Origin of the sequence: Pseudomonas sp. BN515, assembly GCF_029873155.1 — a bacterium.
Classification (GTDB): Bacteria; Pseudomonadota; Gammaproteobacteria; order Pseudomonadales; family Pseudomonadaceae; genus Metapseudomonas.
Genome location: NZ_SSOH01000011.1, coordinates 39,705 through 58,548 on the forward strand (window position 1 = coordinate 39,705; position 18,844 = coordinate 58,548).

The 18,844-nt window shown below is 62.5% G+C and carries 16 protein-coding genes; 6 read left to right on the forward strand and 10 right to left on the reverse strand.

The features are described 5' to 3' along the window. Positions 1-73: 73 nt before the first annotated feature. The 5 genes from rhlB to E8E91_RS01445 all read right to left on the reverse strand — a co-directional run bounded on the left by rhlB (position 74) and on the right by E8E91_RS01445 (position 6,755). Positions 74-1,549, reverse strand: coding sequence for an ATP-dependent RNA helicase RhlB (rhlB, locus tag E8E91_RS01425; protein WP_280374302.1), 1,476 nt, complete (start codon positions 1,547-1,549; stop codon positions 74-76). A 98-nt stretch (positions 1,550-1,647) separates the two neighbouring features. Then, complete coding sequence (locus tag E8E91_RS01430) at positions 1,648-2,805, reverse strand: dipeptidase (protein WP_280374303.1); 1,158 nt, start codon at positions 2,803-2,805, stop codon at positions 1,648-1,650. A 108-nt stretch (positions 2,806-2,913) separates the two neighbouring features. Further along, a complete protein-coding gene (locus E8E91_RS01435; protein ID WP_280374304.1) occupies positions 2,914-3,852 on the reverse strand; it encodes a GGDEF domain-containing protein in 939 nt (312 codons plus the stop codon). Positions 3,853-4,163: 311 nt separating this feature from the next. Further along, entirely contained in the window at positions 4,164-6,065 is a 1,902-nt protein-coding gene (locus E8E91_RS01440) for an acyl-CoA synthetase (protein WP_280374305.1), read from the reverse strand. Positions 6,066-6,095: 30 nt separating this feature from the next. Continuing rightward, complete coding sequence (locus E8E91_RS01445) at positions 6,096-6,755, reverse strand: alpha/beta fold hydrolase (protein WP_280372044.1); 660 nt, start codon at positions 6,753-6,755, stop codon at positions 6,096-6,098. Between the two features lie 477 nt (positions 6,756-7,232). Between E8E91_RS01445 and E8E91_RS01450 the strand changes: the two genes are divergently transcribed. The 4 genes from E8E91_RS01450 (at position 7,233) to E8E91_RS01465 (ending at position 11,438) form a co-directional block, all read left to right on the forward strand. After that, positions 7,233-8,261 carry an amino acid ABC transporter substrate-binding protein gene (locus tag E8E91_RS01450; protein ID WP_151132101.1) on the forward strand — a complete coding sequence of 343 codons (1,029 nt, stop codon included), beginning with the start codon at positions 7,233-7,235 and terminating at the stop codon, positions 8,259-8,261. A 109-nt stretch (positions 8,262-8,370) separates the two neighbouring features. Then, positions 8,371-9,558: an amino acid ABC transporter permease gene (locus E8E91_RS01455; RefSeq protein ID WP_280374306.1), complete on the forward strand. Its 1,188-nt coding sequence runs from the start codon at positions 8,371-8,373 to the stop codon at positions 9,556-9,558. Positions 9,559-9,568: 10 nt separating this feature from the next. Next, positions 9,569-10,666, forward strand: a complete 1,098-nt coding sequence (locus tag E8E91_RS01460; protein ID WP_280372042.1) for an amino acid ABC transporter permease — start codon at positions 9,569-9,571, stop codon at positions 10,664-10,666. A 10-nt stretch (positions 10,667-10,676) separates the two neighbouring features. Then, complete coding sequence (locus E8E91_RS01465; protein WP_103102884.1) at positions 10,677-11,438, forward strand: amino acid ABC transporter ATP-binding protein; 762 nt, start codon at positions 10,677-10,679, stop codon at positions 11,436-11,438. A gap of 225 nt (positions 11,439-11,663) precedes the next feature. On the opposite strand, the gene E8E91_RS01470 is transcribed toward E8E91_RS01465, so the two are convergent. The 5 genes from E8E91_RS01470 to E8E91_RS01490 form a co-directional block, all read right to left on the reverse strand. Further along, complete coding sequence (locus E8E91_RS01470; RefSeq protein ID WP_151132098.1) at positions 11,664-12,440, reverse strand: ABC transporter substrate-binding protein; 777 nt, start codon at positions 12,438-12,440, stop codon at positions 11,664-11,666. Between the two features lie 365 nt (positions 12,441-12,805). Next, positions 12,806-13,255: a molybdopterin synthase catalytic subunit MoaE gene (gene moaE / locus E8E91_RS01475; RefSeq protein WP_280374307.1), complete on the reverse strand. Its 450-nt coding sequence runs from the start codon at positions 13,253-13,255 to the stop codon at positions 12,806-12,808. A 1-nt stretch (position 13,256) separates the two neighbouring features. Next, complete coding sequence (locus E8E91_RS01480) at positions 13,257-13,505, reverse strand: MoaD/ThiS family protein (RefSeq protein WP_280374308.1); 249 nt, start codon at positions 13,503-13,505, stop codon at positions 13,257-13,259. Positions 13,506-13,507: 2 nt separating this feature from the next. Then, positions 13,508-13,978 (reverse strand): cyclic pyranopterin monophosphate synthase MoaC, encoded by a 471-nt coding sequence (moaC, locus tag E8E91_RS01485; protein WP_190827388.1) that lies wholly within the window; start codon positions 13,976-13,978, stop codon positions 13,508-13,510. Between the two features lie 81 nt (positions 13,979-14,059). Continuing rightward, positions 14,060-15,451, reverse strand: coding sequence for a PhoH family protein (locus E8E91_RS01490; RefSeq protein ID WP_280374309.1), 1,392 nt, complete (start codon positions 15,449-15,451; stop codon positions 14,060-14,062). A 418-nt stretch (positions 15,452-15,869) separates the two neighbouring features. On the opposite strand from E8E91_RS01490, the gene yaaA reads away from it, so the two are divergent. After that, positions 15,870-16,649 carry a peroxide stress protein YaaA gene (gene yaaA, locus E8E91_RS01495; RefSeq protein WP_280374310.1) on the forward strand — a complete coding sequence of 260 codons (780 nt, stop codon included), beginning with the start codon at positions 15,870-15,872 and terminating at the stop codon, positions 16,647-16,649. An 838-nt stretch (positions 16,650-17,487) separates the two neighbouring features. Next, a complete protein-coding gene (gene algD, locus E8E91_RS01500; protein ID WP_280374311.1) occupies positions 17,488-18,798 on the forward strand; it encodes a GDP-mannose 6-dehydrogenase in 1,311 nt (436 codons plus the stop codon). Positions 18,799-18,844: the final 46 nt, after the last annotated feature.

Consider the following 18,844-nt stretch of genomic DNA (forward strand, 5'->3'; position numbering starts at 1 on the left):
GTCTCCCCTCCCCGTTTCGCGCCCAAAGAAAAAGGCGAAGCCTAAGCTTCGCCTTTTCTCATTCCACTCGACCTCAGTGGTGCTTGCGCGGCACCGACTTGAGCAGTTCGGTGGGGGGCATTTCGCAGTTGATCTTGCGGCCCAGCAGTTCCTCGATCGGCGGCAGGGCGAAGGCGTCGTCCTCACCGGCGAAGCTGATGGAGGTACCGCTGGCGCCTGCGCGGCCGGTCCGGCCGATGCGGTGCACGTAGTCGTCCGGGTCTTCCGGCAGGGTGAAGTTGATCACGTGGCTGATGCCATCGATATGGATGCCACGGCCGGCGACATCGGTGGCCACCAGGACGCGGATCTTGCCTTCGCGGAAGCCTTCCAGAGTCTTGATGCGCTTGTGCTGGGGCACGTCGCCGGACATCTGGGCGGCGCTGATGCCGTCCCTGGTCAGGCGTTCCTCGATGCGGCGCACTTCGTCCTTGCGGTTGGCGAAGACCATCACCCGCTCCCAGTTGTTCTGAGCAACCAGGTTGTAGAGCAGCTTGTACTTGTCGCTACTGGCCACGGCGTAGACGTGCTGTTCGACGGTCTCGCTGGCGACGTTTTCCGGCTCGATCTCGACGATGGCCGGGTCGACGGTCCACTGCTTGGCCAGGTTCATCACGTCTTCGGTGAAGGTGGCGGAGAACAGCAGGGTCTGGCGTTCGCCCTTGAACGGCGTCTGGCGGATGATCTGGCGCACCTGCGGGATGAAGCCCATGTCGAGCATGCGGTCGGCTTCGTCCAGAACCATCACCTCGACCATGTCCAGGTGCACTTCGCCGCGCTGGTTGAAGTCCAGCAGGCGGCCGGGGGTGGCGACCAGGATGTCGCAGAAGCGGGATTCCAGCTGCCTGAGCTGTTTGTCGAAGTCCATGCCGCCGACGAAGCTCATGACGCTGAGGCCGCTGTACTTGGTCAGCGCCTGGGCGTCCTTGGCAATCTGCACCACCAGCTCGCGGGTCGGCGCGATGATCAGCGCGCGCGGCTCGCCCATGTAGCGCTCTTTCGGCGGCGGGGTCTGCAGCAGCTGGGTGATGGTGGAGATGAGGAAGGCAGCGGTCTTGCCGGTACCGGTCTGCGCACGACCGATGGCGTCCTTACCCTTGAGGGTATGGCCGAGGACCTGGGCCTGGATCGGGGTGCAATAGGGGAAACCCAGATCGTGGATGGCGTGCATCAGCGTCGGATCGAGGTTGAAGTCGTGGAAGCGGGTCTTGCCCTCCTGGGGCTCCACCGCGAAGTCTTCCAGCTTCCAGTTGTCCACCGGGGCAGCCGCCTTGGCCGGACGCTCACGGCGCGGCTTGTCGGACTTGGGCTTGTCGCTGCGGGGCTTTTTCTCGCCACGGGGCGGGCGTTCGCTGGAACCTTCGGCCTTTTCGCCTGCTTCACGAGGCGCTTTCTTCGGTTTGGCCGGACGCTCTTGCTTCTCGGTCTGGGCGGGGGCTGGCGCGGCGGGGGCGGGGTTGGCCTGCGGCTCTTCACCCTTGCTGAAAATCTTCTTGAGTGCTTTGAGCACGGTGGTCTCGTCGATTGGTTAAGGAATGAACGGCCGCCAGTGTAAAGCAAGATGCCCGCAGGGCGAAGAGCTGCGGGCACTCAAGGGCTTGACTTGGACTAAGGAAGGGACTCCAGCAGCAGCCGGCGGACGTTTCCGCCCATGATGGCGGCGATGTCGGGCTCACTGAATCCGGCTTCCTTCAGGCCCTGGGTCAGTTGCGCCAGGCCGCTGGTGTCGAAGGGCGTATGCACCGCGCCGTCGAAGTCCGAGCCCAGCGCCACATGCTGCACGCCGACCTTGTCGGCGACGTAGCGGATGGCCTTGACGATGGCCTTGACCGAAGTTTCGCAGACGGCAGTATCCCAGTAGCCGATACCGATCACTCCGCCAGTGGCGGCGATGCGCTGGATATGCGCGTCGGTGAGGTTGCGGGTACCCGGGCAGGTGCCCTCGACGCCGGTATGGGAGACCAGCACCGGACGTTCGGCCATGTTCAGCACATCGTCGATCAGTGCGCGGGAGGCGTGGGCCAGGTCCACCAGCATCTTCTTCTCTTCCAGGCGGGCGATCACCCGGCGGCCGAAGGGCGTCAGCCCGCCCTTCTCCAGGCCATGGGCGGAGCCACCCACTTCGTTATCGAAGAAGTGGGTCAGGCCCATGATGCGGAAGCCCGCGTCGTACATGCGGTCGACGTTCTCCAGCTTGCCTTCCAGCGGATGCAGGCCTTCGGTGGCGAGGATGGCGGCGACCTGGTTCGGGTCCTTTTCCCAGGCGGCGAGGTAGCGGGCGAAGTCGTCGCGGCTGCGCACCAGGGTCAGCTTGCCCTGGCTACCGGCGGCGGCTTCCTCGAGCCTCTTGCCCTGATAGAGCGCGCGCTCCAGCAGGCTGTGCCACGTTGCGCGGGGCCAGCGCTGGGCCATGACCAGCAGGGTGATGTTGTCGGAGTCGGAACCATTGCGCTCGTAGTTGAGGCCGCGCGGGGTCTTGGTCACGGTGGAGAACACCTGCAGGCCGACATGCCCTTCAAGCAGGCGCGGCAGGTCGCTGTGGCCGAAGTCATGGCGATCCAGCAGGTTGCGGCTCCACAGCAAGGCATCGTCGTGCAGGTCGGCGACGAACAGCGTCTTGTGCAGGTTCTCGGCCTCATCCGAGGCGTGATAGGGCGGCGGCGATTCCACCGTGTTCATCTCGCGGTCGAGCAATCCCGGCAGGTAGAAGAAAATCCCCAGGCCAACGGCCACCAGCAGTAGCAAAGCGATCAGGAGTTTGCGCATGTCCAGCTTCCCGGCTGTCTTGTAGTGAACGGACTCTAGCAAACAGACGTTTGAGCGGACGGGAAATCGAGGGCATGCCTCATTCGGGGAAACACCCGTGAGGCTCAGCTACCCGTTCAGTCGATTACGCCCATCGTGCTTGGCCTGGTAGAGCGCGTTGTCTGCCCGGGCGATCAGGCCCTGCAGGCTGTCCGGCTGCTGCATCTCGGCCATGCCGATGGAAACGGTCACGCCGGGCAGCACGCCCAACGGGGAATAGAAGGAGGCAATCTGCTCCAGGCTGACGCGCAGCCGCTCACCAATACTGCGCGCCTCATCGCCGTTGATTTCCGGTAGCAGGATGACGAACTCCTCGCCGCCGTAGCGCGCCATGCTGTCCTTGGGCCGCAGCTGGTTGCGCAGGGTGTGGGAGACCAGGCAGAGCGCGTAGTCGCCAGCCAGGTGGCCGTGACGATCGTTGTAAGCCTTGAAATGGTCCACATCCAGCATGAGCATCGACAGCGGTTGCTCGTTGAAGGCACAGCGGGTGCTTTCGCGCTGAAAGATCTGCTCCAGCCAGCGACGATTGAAGAGCCCGGTAAGGGTGTCGATCTTGGCGTTCTGTTCGGTGTCGAGAATGATCCGGTTGCCCTGGCGCACACGCTCGCAGAGCAACTCCAGCAGGTTCTGCATCAACTGCGGCGACTGCTGGAACAGGCTAACCAGGGACTGCCGGTGCAGGCGCAATACGGTAGTGGGCTCGCTGGCCACCACGTAGGCCGAAGGATGGTCGTTGTCGATGAAGCTGATCTCGCCGGCGCACTCGCCCGCTTCGATGGTGCTCACCGGATTGTTGTCCAGCGAACCGAGATAGACCTTCAGCCGCCCGCTCACCACCAGATAAAGGTGCTGATTGCGGTTGAACGGCGACAACAACACCTCCCCTGCCTCCAGATCGCAAGCACGGAACTCCTTGAGCAACTGCGCGAGACAGTTCGCGGTGACGTTCTGGAACAGACGCAGTCGGCTCAGCAGAGCCAAGTCTTCTTGCCAGTGGACATGCTTCATGGCTGCAACGCCTCGGATGGCAGTCGAAGCGGACGACACCGCTAACGATCCTTGTCTCAGCTGTAAACCCGGTGTGACAGTATTCCCACACTTTTTACCTGACAATGCCCACCTAAAGTTGGGCCGACAGACGGCAGGATAACGGTAAGGAACGCGACGATTACTGATATTCGCCACAATTTCGCAACAGTTTTCCGGGCGCGCAAAAATGCCCCGAGCCGCTTCAGGCGGTTCGGCGCGAGAGTTGCGAATGTTGCACAGCGCAGAAGGCCGCCCCGTGAGGCGGCCTTCGACAGCCAGTATAGATGGCCTCAGGCCAGCAGGCGGAACTTCACCGCGTAGCCGGCCATGCGGGCTTCCAGCTTGGCCCGCAGCGACTCATCCAGCCCCGGCACGCGGATCTCGGCAACCTGGCCGTGGCGATCGTCGTTGACCACTTCCACCGTCACGCCCGGCGCTATGGCGCCCAGCACCTGCTCCAGCACACGGCGGGTGGCGTCGAAACGCAGTGTCGGCTTGAAGGTCTTGCCCACGGCGGTGACCGGAATGGCGTCGATGATCCAGACATCCTTGGGCACCGCCGCGCGCTCGGGTACATGCTGGGCGGCATGCGCCAGCAGTTCGGCCTCGCTGACGCTGGCGCCGGGCTTGAGCTGAACATAGGCCACCGGCAGTTCGCCGACCTTGTCGTCCGGCTTGCCGACGGCGGCGGCCATGGCCACGGCGGGATGGCGGTGCAGGGCCTCTTCGATCATCTGCGGGTCGATGTTGTGGCCGCCGCGAATGATCAGGTCCTTGCTGCGGCCGGTGAGCCAGATGTAGCCATCGGCATCCATCCGCCCGAGATCACCGGTATTGAACCAGTCACCGTCGACCCAGATGTCCTTGTTCTTGCTGGCTTGCAGGTAACCCTTGAACACGGTCACGCCGCGCACGCAGAGGTTGCCGATCTCGTTCTGTTCGGCATCGCGCAAGTAACTACCCTGCTCATCGAGCACCGCGACCTTCACCTGGCAATAAGGCATGCGCATGCCGATGGAGCCGGGCCGGCGCTCGCCGTGGGCGGGGTTGCCACAGGTGCCGCAGGTGGCCTCGGTCAGGCCGTAGCCTTCGATCAGCTTGAGGCCGGTCTTGGCCTCGAATTGGCGGATCAGTTCCACCGGCATGGGCGCGGCGCCGCACAGGGCATAGCGCAGGCTGGACAGGTCGTGCCCCTCGCTGGGCACCTGCAACAGGCCCGCGTAGATGGTCGGCACGCCGCTGAAGAAACTCACCCGGTAGCGCTCGATGACTTTCCAGAAGTTCTGGATCAGCCGCGTATTGCGATAGCCCTGAGGCGTGGCGATGAGGAATTCGGCACCCGCGAAGATCGGGGCGAGGCCGGTGACCATCACGCCATTGACGTGGAACAGCGGCAGGCCGCAGAGGGTGTTGTCGCCCTCCCCCAGGTTGATGGCGTAGGCCAGGATCATCGCCATGGCCACTTCATTGCGATGGCTGTGGGGCGCCAGCTTGGGCGTGCCGGTGGTGCCGCCGGTATGGAAGTAGGAAGCGACGTCATCCGGCGCGATCACCCGGCCGCTCTGCAGGTGGTCGGCGGGGAAGCGGTCGAGCAGTTCGTCGAAGTCCAGCACGCCTTCCGGCAGCGGGCCGCGCTGGGCCTTGATGGCGCTGCGCTGGGGCTCGGGCAGCAGGTTGGCCAGGTCGACGGTGACGATGGCCGCAAGCTCCGGCAGCCGGTCACGCAGGCCGGCCACCTTGTCCCAGAGATCGGTGCCCGGGAACGGCGCCAGCGTCACCAGTACCTTGGAGTCGGCCGCATGGATCAGCTCGGCGATGTGCTCGGGCTCCAGCAACGGGTTGATGGCATTGACCACGCCGGCCGCTTCCCCGCCCCAGATGGTGAAATGGGTATGGGGCAGGTTCGGCAGCAGGAAAGACACCGCCTTGCCCGGGCGTACACCCAGATGATGGAAGGCGTTGGCCGCCTGGGTGACTCGCGCCAGCAGCTGTGCATAAGTCAGCTCGAACGGCGCCTCTTCGGCATCGCCCTGGAGCAGGAAGGTCATGGCGCGCTTGTGCGGATGGCGCTCGGCACTCTGGCGGATCAGCTCATAGGTGCTGTCCGGCATGCCGCGCTCTTCCAGCGAAAGGCGTTCGAGTTCTTCGATGTCGCGCAGGGTAGCGATGGGTGAAGCGGAGGTCTGGGCCATGGTCGGTTCTTGTTCTGTCGGGTTGTGGGGTCAGCTGTGCAGACGCTCCACCAGCCAGGCGCCGATGTCACGGATCTGCTGCGGCAATACCTCGTGGGCCATCGGATAGTCGCGCCACTCCACAGGAACCCCGGCAGCCGCCAGGCGATCGTGGGCGGAGCGCCCCATCGCAGGCAGCACCACGTCGTCGAAAGTGCCATGCAAGCAAAGGACCGGCAGTTGTCGTTTTGTATCCGACAGTTTCATTTCGTCAGCGAAGGTGGGTGCGTAGGTGGACAGCGCCAGCACGCCGCCCAGCTCATCCGCCCAGCGCAGGAAGGCGGTGTGCAGCACCACGGCGCCACCCTGGGAGAAGCCGGCGAGGATGATGCGGCGGGGCTCGATGCCGCCGTCGATCTGTGCCTGCACCAGCGCCATGACCTGCTCGGCCGATTCCTCCAGTTGCGCCTCGTTGATCGCACGCTCAGGGCGCATCGCGAGGATGTCGTACCAAGACGGCATGGCCCAGCCGCCATTGATGGTCACCGCGCGGGTCGGCGCCTGGGGCAGCACGAAGCGCGTGGTGCCCAGCACTTCCTGCAGGGCCTCGGCCACCGGCAGGAAGTCGTAACGGTCCGCGCCCAGGCCGTGGAGCCAGATGACGCAGGCGTCGGCGCGATGTGTGGGCTCCAGGATCAGTGTGTCGCTCATGTGTGGCTCCGTTGTGGTGCATTTGCACAGTTATGGGGCGATGGCATCAGAAGGGGTGGGTTGATAACTGAAAAAGATGTCGCAAGGCTAAAACTTTACCTATTGACCTATCTGAATAGGCCTACTGGCGTCTTGCTGGTACGGCCTTTGCTAACCAGCAGCTCACTGAAACACAGCCGTGGCACGGTAACACTTGCCCGGTGTGCAACGGGTTGGGCAGCGGCTCCGGCCGAGGCCTTGCAGGCGGTCACCTGGCGTCATTCGTGATGCGAGGGCGGGCGCAAATCCGTCTCCAGCCCATTTGACCAATGGGCAGGGAAAGGTCCGGTGGCGAGCGGAGCAGCGCCAACTAGACTCCTTCCTTAGGTCCGACACCCCGGTTGACCCTTTCCAGTGCATAAAGGGTTGAACCTGCCTCACGAGGGTACGGCGGTGGGATCGAGACTCCAACACCAATAAAAGCAACTGGAGGTTTTAATGAAGATGGTGAAATCCACCCTGGCCGTGCTGACCGCGGCAACCGTTCTCGGTGTCAGCGGTTTCGCGCAGGCGGGCGCCACCCTGGACGCGGTGAAGAAGAAAGGCTTCGTGCAATGCGGCATCAGTGACGGCCTCCCGGGCTTCTCCTATGCCGACGGCAAGGGCAACTACAAAGGCATCGACGTTGACGTCTGCCGCGCAGTTGCCGCTGCCGTGTTTGGCGATGCCAGCAAAGTCAAATTCAGCCCCCTGACCGCCAAGGAACGTTTCACCGCGCTGCAGTCCGGCGAAGTCGACGTCCTGTCGCGTAACAGCACCTGGACCAGCTCCCGTGATGCTGCCATGGGCCTGAACTTCACCGGCGTGACCTACTACGACGGCCAGGGCTTCCTGGTGAACAAGAAGCTCGGCGTCTCCAGCGCCAAGGAACTCGATGGCGCCACCGTGTGCATCCAGGCCGGCACCACCACCGAGCTGAACCTGTCCGACTACTTCCGCGCCAACAACCTGAAGTACACCCCCATCACCTACGACACCTCCGACGAGAGCGCCAAGTCGCTGGAGTCCGGTCGTTGCGACGTGCTGACCTCCGACCAGTCCCAGCTCTATGCACAGCGCATCAAGCTGGCCGCTCCGGACGAGTACGTGGTGCTGCCGGAAGTGATCTCCAAGGAGCCCCTCGGCCCGGCCGTGCGCCAGGGTGACGAGGAGTGGTTCGACATCGTGCGCTGGTCCCTGTTCGCCATGCTCAACGCAGAAGAACTGGGTCTGACCTCGAAGAACGTCGAAGAACAGGCCAAGACCACCAAGAACCCCGACATTGCCCGTCTGCTGGGTACTGAAGGCGAGTTCGGCAAGGACCTGAAGCTGCCGAAGGACTGGGCGGTGCAAATCGTCAAACAAGTCGGCAACTACGGTGAAATCTTCGATCGCAACATCGGTGCCGGTAGCGAGCTGAAGATCGAGCGCGGTCTCAACGCCCTGTGGAACAAGGGCGGTCTGCAATACGCACCGCCGGTGCGCTGACCGTCGCCCGGTGGCCACATGAGGTGGCCGCCGGGTTCGAGTTCCGTTTCAACGCGAACCCTGGCCGCCGTCCCCCATCCGGTCGGCCAGCGGTTCCCAGAGGGCTGTCATGCAAAAACCTGCCAACGCCCCGCGTGCCCCGAAAGGTTCGTTCTGGACCGATCCCAAGGCGCGTGCGTGGCTATTCCAGATAATCGCCGTCATCGCGGTCGTGGCACTGGGCTGGTACCTGTTCCAGAACACCCAGCACAACCTGCAACAGCGCGGCATCCTGTCCGGCTTCGACTTCCTCGAACAGAGCGCCGGCTTCGGGATTTCCCAACACCTGATCGATTACAACGAAAGCAACAGCTACGGCCGCGTTTTCGTCATCGGCCTGCTCAACACCTTGCTGGTCTCGTGTATCGGTATCTTCTTCGCCACCATCCTCGGCTTCCTCCTGGGCGTGGCGCGGCTGTCGCCGAACTGGCTGATCCGCAAGCTGGCGACCGTCTACATCGAGACCTTCCGCAACATCCCGCCGCTGCTGCAGATCTTCTTCTGGTACTTCGCGGTGATGCTGCCCATGCCGGGGCCGCGCCAGAGCCTGGCCATCGGCGAGCACTTCTTCCTCAACAACCGCGGCCTGTACATGCCGGCGCCGACCATTGCCGACGGCTTCCTGCCCTTCCTGGTCAGCCTGGTACTGGTGCTGCTGGCGATCATCGCCGTCGCCCGCTGGGCCAAGGCCAAGCGTGAGGCCACCGGCCAGCGCTTCCCGGTACTGCTCACCTCGATCGTGCTGCTGGTGGTCATTCCCGGACTGGTCGCGCTGGTCTTCGGCCGGCCCTTCGAGTGGAGCATTCCGGAGCTGCAAGGCTTCAACTTCCGCGGCGGCTGGGTGGTGATTCCGGAACTGATCGCCCTGACCCTGGCACTAACCGTGTACACCGCGGCGTTCATCGCCGAGAACGTGCGCTCCGGCATCCAGGCGGTCAGCCACGGCCAGACCGAAGCCGCGCGCTCGCTCGGCCTGCCCGCTGCCAAGACCCTGCGTCTGGTGATCATCCCGCAGGCCCTGCGCGTGATCATCCCGCCGCTCACCAGCCAGTACCTGAACCTGACCAAGAACTCGTCCCTGGCAGCCGGCATCGGCTACCCGGACATGGTCTCGCTGTTCGCCGGTACGGTGCTGAACCAGACCGGCCAGGCGATCGAGGTGGTCACCATCACCATGAGCGTCTACCTGGCCATCAGCATCAGCATTTCCCTGCTGATGAACTGGTACAACAAGCGCATTGCGCTAGTCGAGCGGTAAGGGGCGAACCATGACGACACACGTATTCAAGCCCGACCAGCCGCCACCCCGGATGAGCGTCGGTGTACTGGGCTGGCTGCGCGCCAACCTGTTCTCGAACTGGTTCAACACCCTGCTGACCCTGTTCGCCATCTACCTGGTGTGGCTGGTCCTGCCGCCGCTGATCAAGTGGGCCTTCCTCCAGGCTGACTGGAGCGGCAGCACCCGCGCCGACTGCACCAGCGAAGGCGCCTGCTGGGTCTTCATCAAGATGCGCTTCTCCCAGTTCATGTACGGCTTCTACCCAGAAGACCTGCGCTGGCGAGTGGACCTGGCGGTATGGATCGCCATCATCGGCGCCGCGCCGCTGTTCATCCCGCGCTTCTCGCGCAAGGCGGTGTATGGCCTGAGCTTCCTGGTGATCTACCCGATCATTGCCTACTGGCTGCTGCACGGCGGCTTCCTCGGCATGAGCACCGTGTCCAGCAGCCAATGGGGCGGCCTGATGCTGACCCTGGTGATCGCTGCGGTGGGCATCGTCGGCGCGCTGCCGCTGGGCATCCTGCTGGCACTGGGACGGCGTTCGAACATGCCGGCGATCAAGGTCATCTGCGTGACCTTCATCGAGTTCTGGCGTGGCGTTCCGCTGATCACCGTGCTGTTCATGTCCTCGGTGATGCTGCCGCTGTTCCTGCCTGAAGGCCTGTCCTTCGACAAGCTGCTGCGGGCGCTGATCGGCGTGATCATGTTCCAGTCGGCCTACATCGCCGAAGTGGTGCGTGGCGGCCTGCAGGCGATCCCCAAGGGCCAGTACGAAGCCGCTGCGGCCATGGGCCTGGGTTACTGGCGAATGATGGGCCTGGTGATCCTGCCGCAAGCCCTGAAGCTGGTGATCCCCGGCATCGTCAACACCTTCATCGCGCTGTTCAAGGACACCAGCCTGGTGATCATCATCGGCCTGTTCGACCTGCTCAACAGCATCAAGCAAGCCACCACCGACCCGGCCTGGCTGGGCATGGCAACCGAAGGCTACGTCTTCGCCGCCCTGGTGTTCTGGATCTTCTGTTTCGGCATGTCCCGCTACTCCATGAGCCTGGAGCGCAAGCTGGACACCGGCCACAAGCGTTAGGAGTCATCCCATGACTGAAGCAAGCAAGAAAGTAGCCGGCGAGCCGATCATCCGCCTGCAGGGCGTGAACAAGTGGTATGGCCAGTTCCACGTGCTGAAGGACATCAACCTCGATGTGCAGCAGGGCGAGCGCATCGTCCTCTGCGGTCCGTCCGGTTCCGGCAAGTCCACCACCATCCGCTGCATCAACCGCCTGGAGGAGCACCAGCAGGGCCGCATCATCGTCGACGGCACCGAGCTGACCAGCGACCTCAAGCACATCGAGGCGATCCGCAGCGAAGTGGGCATGGTGTTCCAGCACTTCAACCTGTTCCCGCACCTCACCGTGCTGCAGAACTGCACCCTGGCACCGATGTGGGTACGCAAGATGCCCAAGCGCCAGGCCGAGGAAATCGCCATGCACTATCTGGAGCGCGTACGCATTCCGGAGCAGGCGAACAAGTTCCCCGGCCAGCTATCCGGCGGCCAGCAGCAGCGCGTGGCCATTGCCCGCGCCCTGTGCATGAAGCCGAAGATCATGCTGTTCGACGAACCCACCTCGGCACTCGACCCGGAGATGGTGAAGGAAGTGCTCGACACCATGATCGGCCTCGCCCACGACGGCATGACCATGCTCTGCGTGACCCACGAGATGGGCTTCGCCCGCACCGTGGCCAACCGGGTGATCTTCATGGACAAGGGCGAGATCGTGGAACAGAACGAGCCCAACGCCTTCTTCGACAACCCGCAGAACGAGCGGACCAAGCTGTTCCTCGGGCAGATCCTGCACTGAGGATTGGACGCGAAATGATAAAGGGAGCCTTCGGGCTCCCTTTTTCTTTGGCGCGTGCCCCCCGTGGGAGCGAGTTCATTCGCGAAAGGATTGGCACCAAGCCAGCCCTCTCCCCAGCCCTCTCCCGCAGGCGGGAGAGGGGGCAGACCGTGCAGCGCTCCGACTGCTTTCGTCCAGACAAAAAAAGCCGCGCATTCGCGCGGCTTCTTCCCGGCGGCAGATCAATCACTCGCCGTAGATATCGAAGTCGAAGTACTTGGCCTGGATCGCCTGGTATTTGCCGTTCTCGCGCAGGGTCTTGATGGCGTTGTTGAACTTCTCACGCAGCTCGTTATCGCCCTTGCGCACAGCAATGCCGGCACCCTCACCGAAGTACTTCGGATCGTTCAGCACCGGACCGACGAACTCGTAGCCCTTGCCGTTCTCGGTCTTGAGGAAGCCTTCGTTGAGCGGGAAGACGTCGGCCAGCACGCCATCCAGGCGCCCGGACAGCACGTCCAGGTAGATCTCGTTTTGGGTGCTGTAACGCACCACCTTCACACCTTTTGGCTCCAGTACCTCGGCGGCGAAGCGGTCAGTGGTGGTGGAACGCTGGGTGCCGATGGTCTTGCCCACCAGGCTCTTGAATTCCGGGTCGACCACACTGCCCTTCTTCATCACCAGGCGTGCCGGGCTGTAGTAGTACTTGCCGGTGAAGTCCACGGACTTCTTGCGCTCATCGGTGATGGTCATGGACGACAGCACGGCGTCCACCTTCTTCACCTTCAGGGACGGGATCAGGCCATCGAACTCCTGCTCGATCCACTGGCACTTCACCTTCATCTCTTCGCACATGGCATTGCCGATGTCGTAGTCGAAGCCAGAGATCTGGCCGTCCGGCGTCTTGAAGGCGAAGGGCGGATAGGCGGCCTCGATGCCAATGCGCAGGGGCTTGTCAGCGGCGAAAACGCTGGAGGCAAGCAGGCTCAGGGCAAGGCTGCCCAGCAGAACGAGTTTCTTCATGGTGCGACTCCCGCAGTACGGATGGATGCCCGCCACAGGATAGGACGAGCAGGTTCGGAATGGGTTTGCGAGGCAGAAGAAGACACGGCCACGGACGGCCGGGATGGGAATGAGGTGGGTAGCTGGCTGAGGATCATCATGGATGCCGCTAACTTGTACTTATGAGTCCATACTGGACTCAAATGTACAGATCGTCAATCACCCATGAAAAAGCCCGGCGGGTCCGGGCTTCGAGTCCGAACAGCAGGTCAATCTGTGGGAGCGAATTCATTCGCGAAAGGCCGCAGCGCGGCCCAGGCCACCGATGGCAGGCCGTTGGCCTGCTTCGCGAATAAATTCGCTCCTACAGGCTCTCTATTCGTTTTCTAATTCCAGCGCTCGGCAGCCGCCTTGTCGCTGCACCGCCCTTCCACCCAGCGTGGGCCTTCGGCGGTGTCTTCCTTCTTCCAGAAGGGCGCACGGGTCTTGAGGTAGTCCATCACGAAATTGCAGGCATCGAACGCCGCCTGGCGGTGGGCGCTGGCGGTGCCGACGAAGACGATGGGCTCGCCCGGTTCCAGGCGACCAACGCGGTGGAGAATCTCCACATTGAGCAGCGGCCAGCGCTCCCGCGCCTCCACCTCGATCTTCTCCAGGGCCTTCTCGGTCATGCCCGGGTAATGTTCGAGGAACATTCCCGCCACTTCCTGGCCGTCATTGAAGTCGCGCACGTAGCCAACGAAACCGACCACGGCGCCAATGCCGACGTTGGCCGCGTGCAGCGCGTTGAGTTCAACACCGGGATCGAAAGCACCTTCCTGCACGCGAATGGCCATCTCAGCCTCCTGTGACCGTGGGGAAGAAGGCGACTTCGTCGCCATCGGCGAGGGCCTCGTCCAGGCTGCACAGCTCCTGGTTGCGGGCGCACATCAGGTTCTGTTCGGCGAGCACTTCCCACACGCCGCCACGGGCCAGCAGGTGCTGGCGCAGGTCATCCAGTTTCGCGAACGCCGGGTCACAGCTGAGCTGCTCGCCTTCGATGCCGAGCGCTTCACGGTAACGGGCGAAATACTGCACGCGAATCATCATTACTCCCCGGCCTGGTAGTGGCCGCTCTTGCCGCCCAGCTTTTCCAGCAGGCGTACGTTTTCGATGGTCATGCCGCGATCCACCGCCTTGCACATGTCGTAGATCGTCAGGGCGGCGACGCTGGCGGCGGTCAGGGCTTCCATCTCCACCCCGGTCTGCCCGGCCAGCTTGCAGCGGGCGACGATGCGCACGCAGTCGTCCCCTTCCGCCTCCAGCTCTACCTTGACGCTGGTGAGCATCAGCGGGTGACACAGGGGAATGAGGTCGGAGGTCTTCTTCGCCGCCTGGATGCCGGCGATGCGCGCCACGGCGAATACATCGCCCTTGGGGTGGCCGCCTGCCTGGATCATGGCGAGGGTTTCCGGGCGCATGCGCACACGGGCTTCAGCCGTCGCTTCACGGGAAGTCACCGCCTTGTCGGTGACGTCGACCATGTTGGCGCGGCCTTGGGAATCGAGATGGGTAAGCACTGCACGTCTCCTTGGACAGGAGACAGATTGTATACAGAAACCCGCGTCGGGCGGCAGCTGCCGCCCGGCGGGATACTGAGGTCACATATGGGCTTCGGCGAACTCGGCCAGCACGGAGCGCGGCACGCCCTGGAGGGTGATGTGCACGCCGTGGGGGAAGTCCTTGAAGCGTTCGCTCAGGTAGGTCAGGCCGGAGCTCGGCGCGGAAAGGTAAGGAGTGTCGATCTGCGCCAGGTTGCCCAGGCAGATCACCTTGGAGCCAGTACCGGCACGCGTAATGATGGTTTTCATCTGGTGCGGCGTCAGGTTCTGGCATTCGTCGATGATGATCAGGCTCTGCTGGAAGCTGCGGCCCCGGATGTAGTTCAGGGATTTGAACTGCAGGGGCACCTTGCTGAGGATGTAGTCCACGCTGCCGTGGGTGTTCTCGTCATCCATGTGCAGGGCTTCCAGGTTGTCGGTGATCGCCCCCAGCCAGGGTTCCATCTTCTCCGCCTCGGTACCGGGCAGGAAACCGATTTCCTGATCCAGCCCCTGCACACTGCGGGTGGCGATGATGCGGCGATAGCGCTTGCTGACCATGGTCTGCTCGATGGCCGCGGCCAGCGCCAGGATGGTCTTGCCCGAACCCGCCGCGCCGCTGAGGTTGACCAGGTGGATGTCCGGGTCCAGCAATGCGTAGAGCGCCAGCGCCTGATACACGTCGCGCGGGCGCAGGCCCCAGGCTTCCTGGTGCAGCAGCGGCTCCTGATGCAGATCGAGGATCAGCAGCTCATCGGCCTTGATGCCCTTGATCCAGCCGACAAAGCCTTGCTCGTCGACGATGAACTCGTTGACGTGCACGGCTGGAAGGTTGTCGGTGAGCTGCACACGGTGCCAGGTCCGGCCATGGTCCTGGCGCGTCTCCACCGTGCTCACGCGGTCCCAGAATGAACCCGGCATATCGTGGTAGCCACGGGACAGCAGGGAGACGTCGTCCACCAATTGGTCGGTGTGGTAGTCCTCCGAGTCGATTCCGCAGGCCCGCGCCTTCAGGCGCATGTTGATGTCCTTGGTCACCAGCACCACGGACATGCCCGGCTTGCGGCTCTTCAGTTCCACCAGCTGGTTGATGATCTTGTTGTCGTTGAGGTCTTCAGGCAGCCAGGTGATGGGGGCTGCGCGTTTGCTCATGAGAATCGAGAGGAAGCCGCAGGGGCCGCTTTTCTCTCGCTGGATGGGTACTCCGTGCTCCACTTCCTCGGGGGTTGCGCCACTGAGGATCTTGTCGATGTTACGGATGGCCTGCCTGCATTCAGCGGCAACGCCCTGCTTGCCGGTCTTGAGCTTGTCCAGTTCCTCCAACACGGTCATCGGAATGGCCACGTGGTGTTCCTGGAAGTTGAACAAGGCGTTGGGATCGTGGATCAGGACGTTGGTGTCGAGCGCGTACAAGGTTGGAGCGGTAGGGCTGGAGCGTCCGTGGTCATCCATACTCGGTCACCTTCTTATAGGGCCAGGCGACGGAATGCCAGACAGGCGCTCCGCCGCGGGGGACCGCCGACCTCCCCGCTCCGGGTCATGCCGGGTAGAGGATGGAGCCAACAAGGTGAGGGCCTATGGCCGCCACCTGTCTGCAGGGTTCGGCGGTCTGTATTTTTTTTACTCCATTCGGGATGACAGAAAAAAGAACTTTTTTGCCTGTTCGGATCTTTTTTCACAGTGCGACAAAAACCCCTTGGCGCGTACGGGATCGCCCGCTAAAGTCGAAAGTCCCCTCCCCCGAAATTTCCCGAATTTTCCGCCCCAGGCGGTCATCCCGTTCCTGCATCCAGCCTGCCTATCGGCGGGATAGGTGGAGCCAACCGACGCAAATCCCTAGAATCGCCCCGTTCCCGAAGGAGACGATTCGATGCTGTTGGTGATTTCCCCCGCCAAGACCCTGGACTACGAGACCCCGCCGGCCACTTCGCGCTTCACCCAGCCGGAGTTCCTCGACCATTCCCAGGAGCTGATCCAGCAACTGCGCGAACTCAGCCCCGCGCAGATCGCCGAGCTGATGCACCTGTCCGACAAGCTCGCCGGCCTGAACGCCGCGCGCTACGGTAGCTGGCACCCGGATTTCACCCCCGACAACGCCAAGCAGGCCCTGCTGGCCTTCAAGGGCGACGTCTACACCGGCCTCAATGCCGAGGATTTCAGCGAAGCCGACTTCGACTTTGCCCAGCAGCATCTGCGCATGCTCTCCGGCCTCTACGGCCTGCTGCGCCCGCTGGACCTGATGCAGCCCTACCGCCTGGAAATGGGCACCAAGCTGGCCAACGCCCGCGGCAAGGACCTCTACGCCTTCTGGGGTGATCGCATCAGCGGCTGGCTGAACGATGCCCTGGCGGCCCAGGGCGACGACATCCTGCTCAACCTCGCCTCCAACGAATACTTCAGCTCGGTGAAGCGCAAGGCCCTGAACGCCCGCATCATCGACACCGAGTTCAAGGACCTGAAGAACGGTCAGTACAAGATCATCAGCTTCTACGCCAAGAAGGCCCGCGGCCTGATGGCCCGCTACGTGATCAAGGAGCGCCTGCAGGACCCGCAAGGCCTCAAGGATTTCAACTACCAGGGCTACCGCTACTCGGCGGAGCACTCGGGGCCGGACAGCCTGGTTTTCCTGCGCGACGAACCGCAGGAGTGAAATGAGAAAACCCCGCCGACCGGCGGGGTTTTCGTTTTTTAGAGCGCGTATGAGTGTTGTGGTCACCCGCGCCAACCCACGACACCACGAACACGCAACAATTCCCGGTGCCCCGCCCGCCGATTCAGCTCCCCTCATTGGCGATCGAAAAATCGCACTCCCCCGCCTACACCCATCACCGGCCAAACCTGGCACGCCTGTTCCGCAATTCCGGTCTTCAAACCCCAAATCCAATATCACTTCAAGATCATTTAGCCCTCACAACTTCCGTTTTGATACTGGCAAACTTAACTTCAAGTAGTGGCCAACTTGCAAAATGCAATCATGAAAAAATTGCATTTCTCACTATCAGGAACTTTTTTAGAACCGCAAAACTCTGAGCATTCCGTCAGAGCGGAATCGTGCGTAGTCAAGATTCTGCAATAAATCAAACCGGGGACGAACGGTAGGAACTATCCGAAAACGCAGATACTCATACCCCCCGATACCTAAATTCTTCACACGTTGTTTCTGTGTGAATTCCAACTGCCTGGATAACTATCGGCGTAAAGCCGAGGGGTAGTTTTTATCTGGTGAAAACCAAAGAAGTTTATTAAGGAGAAGCGCAACAAACTCGACCTACTGGACAAAACCAACGAGCCAGAGCCATTGCGGCGATCAGCTCAGGACTCTTCCCGGGCAATCAATATTACATGCCCAGTTCAGGCGCCCTAAATTTGGCGTCCGGTATTAATCATGCCTGTGCACCGCAAAGTTGCAGTTGCGACATAACGGTGCAAACGGAAGTGACATTTACGTCACATATTAAACAGCGTGCTGAAAGGACGAGGTGAATACGATGCGAATCAGCATCTTCGGTTTGGGCTATGTTGGTGCAGTGTGCGCCGGCTGCCTCTCTGCTCGTGGTCATGAAGTTATCGGTGTCGATGTCTCTCAGACCAAGATCGACCTGATCAACAATGGCAAATCGCCAATTGTCGAGCCAGGCCTTGAAGAACTTCTGCAACAGGGCGTGAAGACTGGCCGCCTGCGCGGAACTACCGATGTTGCCGGTGCCGTGCGTGATACCCAGGTGTCCTTCATCTGCGTCGGCACCCCGAGCAAGAAGAACGGCGACCTGTCGCTGGATTACATCGAAGGCGTCTGCCGCGAAATCGGTTTTGCCCTGCGCGACAAGGCCGAACGCCACACCGTGGTCGTCCGCAGCACCGTGCTGCCGGGCACCGTGAAGAACGTGGTGATCCCGATCATCGAAGACTGCTCGGGCAAGAAGGCCGGCGTGGACTTCGGCGTAGCGGTGAACCCCGAGTTCCTCCGCGAGAGCACCGCGATCAAGGACTACGACTACCCGCCCATGACCGTCATCGGCGAGCTGGACAAGGCCGCTGGCGACGTACTGGAAACCCTGTACCGCGAACTCGACGCTCCGATCATCCGCAAGGACATCGAAGTGGCCGAGATGATCAAGTACACCTGCAACGTGTGGCACGCGGCCAAGGTCACCTTCGCCAACGAGATCGGCAACATCGCCAAGGCCGTTGGCGTCGATGGTCGTGAAGTGATGGACGTGGTCTGCCAGGACCACAAGCTGAACCTGTCCAAGTACTACATGCGCCCGGGCTTCGCCTTCGGCGGCTCCTGCCTGCCCAAGGACGTTCGCGCGCTGAACTACCGCGCCACCTCCCTGGATGTGGACTCCCCGCTGATCGGCTCGCTGATGCGCAGCAACGCCGGCCAGGTGCAGAAGGCCTTCGACATCATCGCCGGCCATGACAAGCGCCGCGTCGCCCTGCTCGGCCTGTCGTTCAAGGCCGGTACCGACGACCTGCGCGAAAGCCCGCTGGTGGAGCTGGCCGAGATGCTGATCGGCAAGGGTTACGACCTCAGCATCTACGACCGCAACGTCGAGTACGCCCGTGTCTACGGCGCCAACAAGGACTACATCGAGTCGAAGATCCCCCACGTGTCCTCGCTGCTCAACAGCAACTTCGACGCCGTGGTGGACAAGGCCGACATCATCGTCCTGGGCAACCGTGACGAGCTGTTCGCCCCGCTGGCGCAACAGGCTCCCGCCGGCAAGCAGGTGATCGACCTGGTGGGCTTCATGCCCAAGGGCACCCAAGGCAACGCCGAGGGTATCTGCTGGTAAGCGCCCTGCCTCCTCCCCTTGCGGGAGGAGGCATGCCCGAAACGAC

What these genes read in the sequence shown, in the direction of transcription:
- E8E91_RS01430 (WP_280374303.1), bottom strand. Translation starts at nt 2,805, where the DNA reads ATGCGCAAACTCCTGATCGCTTTGCTACTGCTGGTGGCCGTTGGCCTG.
- E8E91_RS01435 (WP_280374304.1), bottom strand. Translation starts at nt 3,852, where the DNA reads ATGAAGCATGTCCACTGGCAAGAAGACTTGGCTCTGCTGAGCCGACTG.
- E8E91_RS01440 (WP_280374305.1), bottom strand. Translation starts at nt 6,065, where the DNA reads ATGGCCCAGACCTCCGCTTCACCCATCGCTACCCTGCGCGACATCGAA.
- E8E91_RS01445 (WP_280372044.1), bottom strand. Translation starts at nt 6,755, where the DNA reads ATGAGCGACACACTGATCCTGGAGCCCACACATCGCGCCGACGCCTGC.
- E8E91_RS01450 (WP_151132101.1), top strand. Translation starts at nt 7,233, where the DNA reads ATGAAGATGGTGAAATCCACCCTGGCCGTGCTGACCGCGGCAACCGTT.
- E8E91_RS01455 (WP_280374306.1), top strand. Translation starts at nt 8,371, where the DNA reads ATGCAAAAACCTGCCAACGCCCCGCGTGCCCCGAAAGGTTCGTTCTGG.
- E8E91_RS01460 (WP_280372042.1), top strand. Translation starts at nt 9,569, where the DNA reads ATGACGACACACGTATTCAAGCCCGACCAGCCGCCACCCCGGATGAGC.
- E8E91_RS01465 (WP_103102884.1), top strand. Translation starts at nt 10,677, where the DNA reads ATGACTGAAGCAAGCAAGAAAGTAGCCGGCGAGCCGATCATCCGCCTG.
- E8E91_RS01470 (WP_151132098.1), bottom strand. Translation starts at nt 12,440, where the DNA reads ATGAAGAAACTCGTTCTGCTGGGCAGCCTTGCCCTGAGCCTGCTTGCC.
- moaE (WP_280374307.1), bottom strand. Translation starts at nt 13,255, where the DNA reads ATGGCCATTCGCGTGCAGGAAGGTGCTTTCGATCCCGGTGTTGAACTC.
- E8E91_RS01480 (WP_280374308.1), bottom strand. Translation starts at nt 13,505, where the DNA reads ATGATTCGCGTGCAGTATTTCGCCCGTTACCGTGAAGCGCTCGGCATC.
- E8E91_RS01490 (WP_280374309.1), bottom strand. Translation starts at nt 15,451, where the DNA reads ATGGATGACCACGGACGCTCCAGCCCTACCGCTCCAACCTTGTACGCG.
- yaaA (WP_280374310.1), top strand. Translation starts at nt 15,870, where the DNA reads ATGCTGTTGGTGATTTCCCCCGCCAAGACCCTGGACTACGAGACCCCG.
- algD (WP_280374311.1), top strand. Translation starts at nt 17,488, where the DNA reads ATGCGAATCAGCATCTTCGGTTTGGGCTATGTTGGTGCAGTGTGCGCC.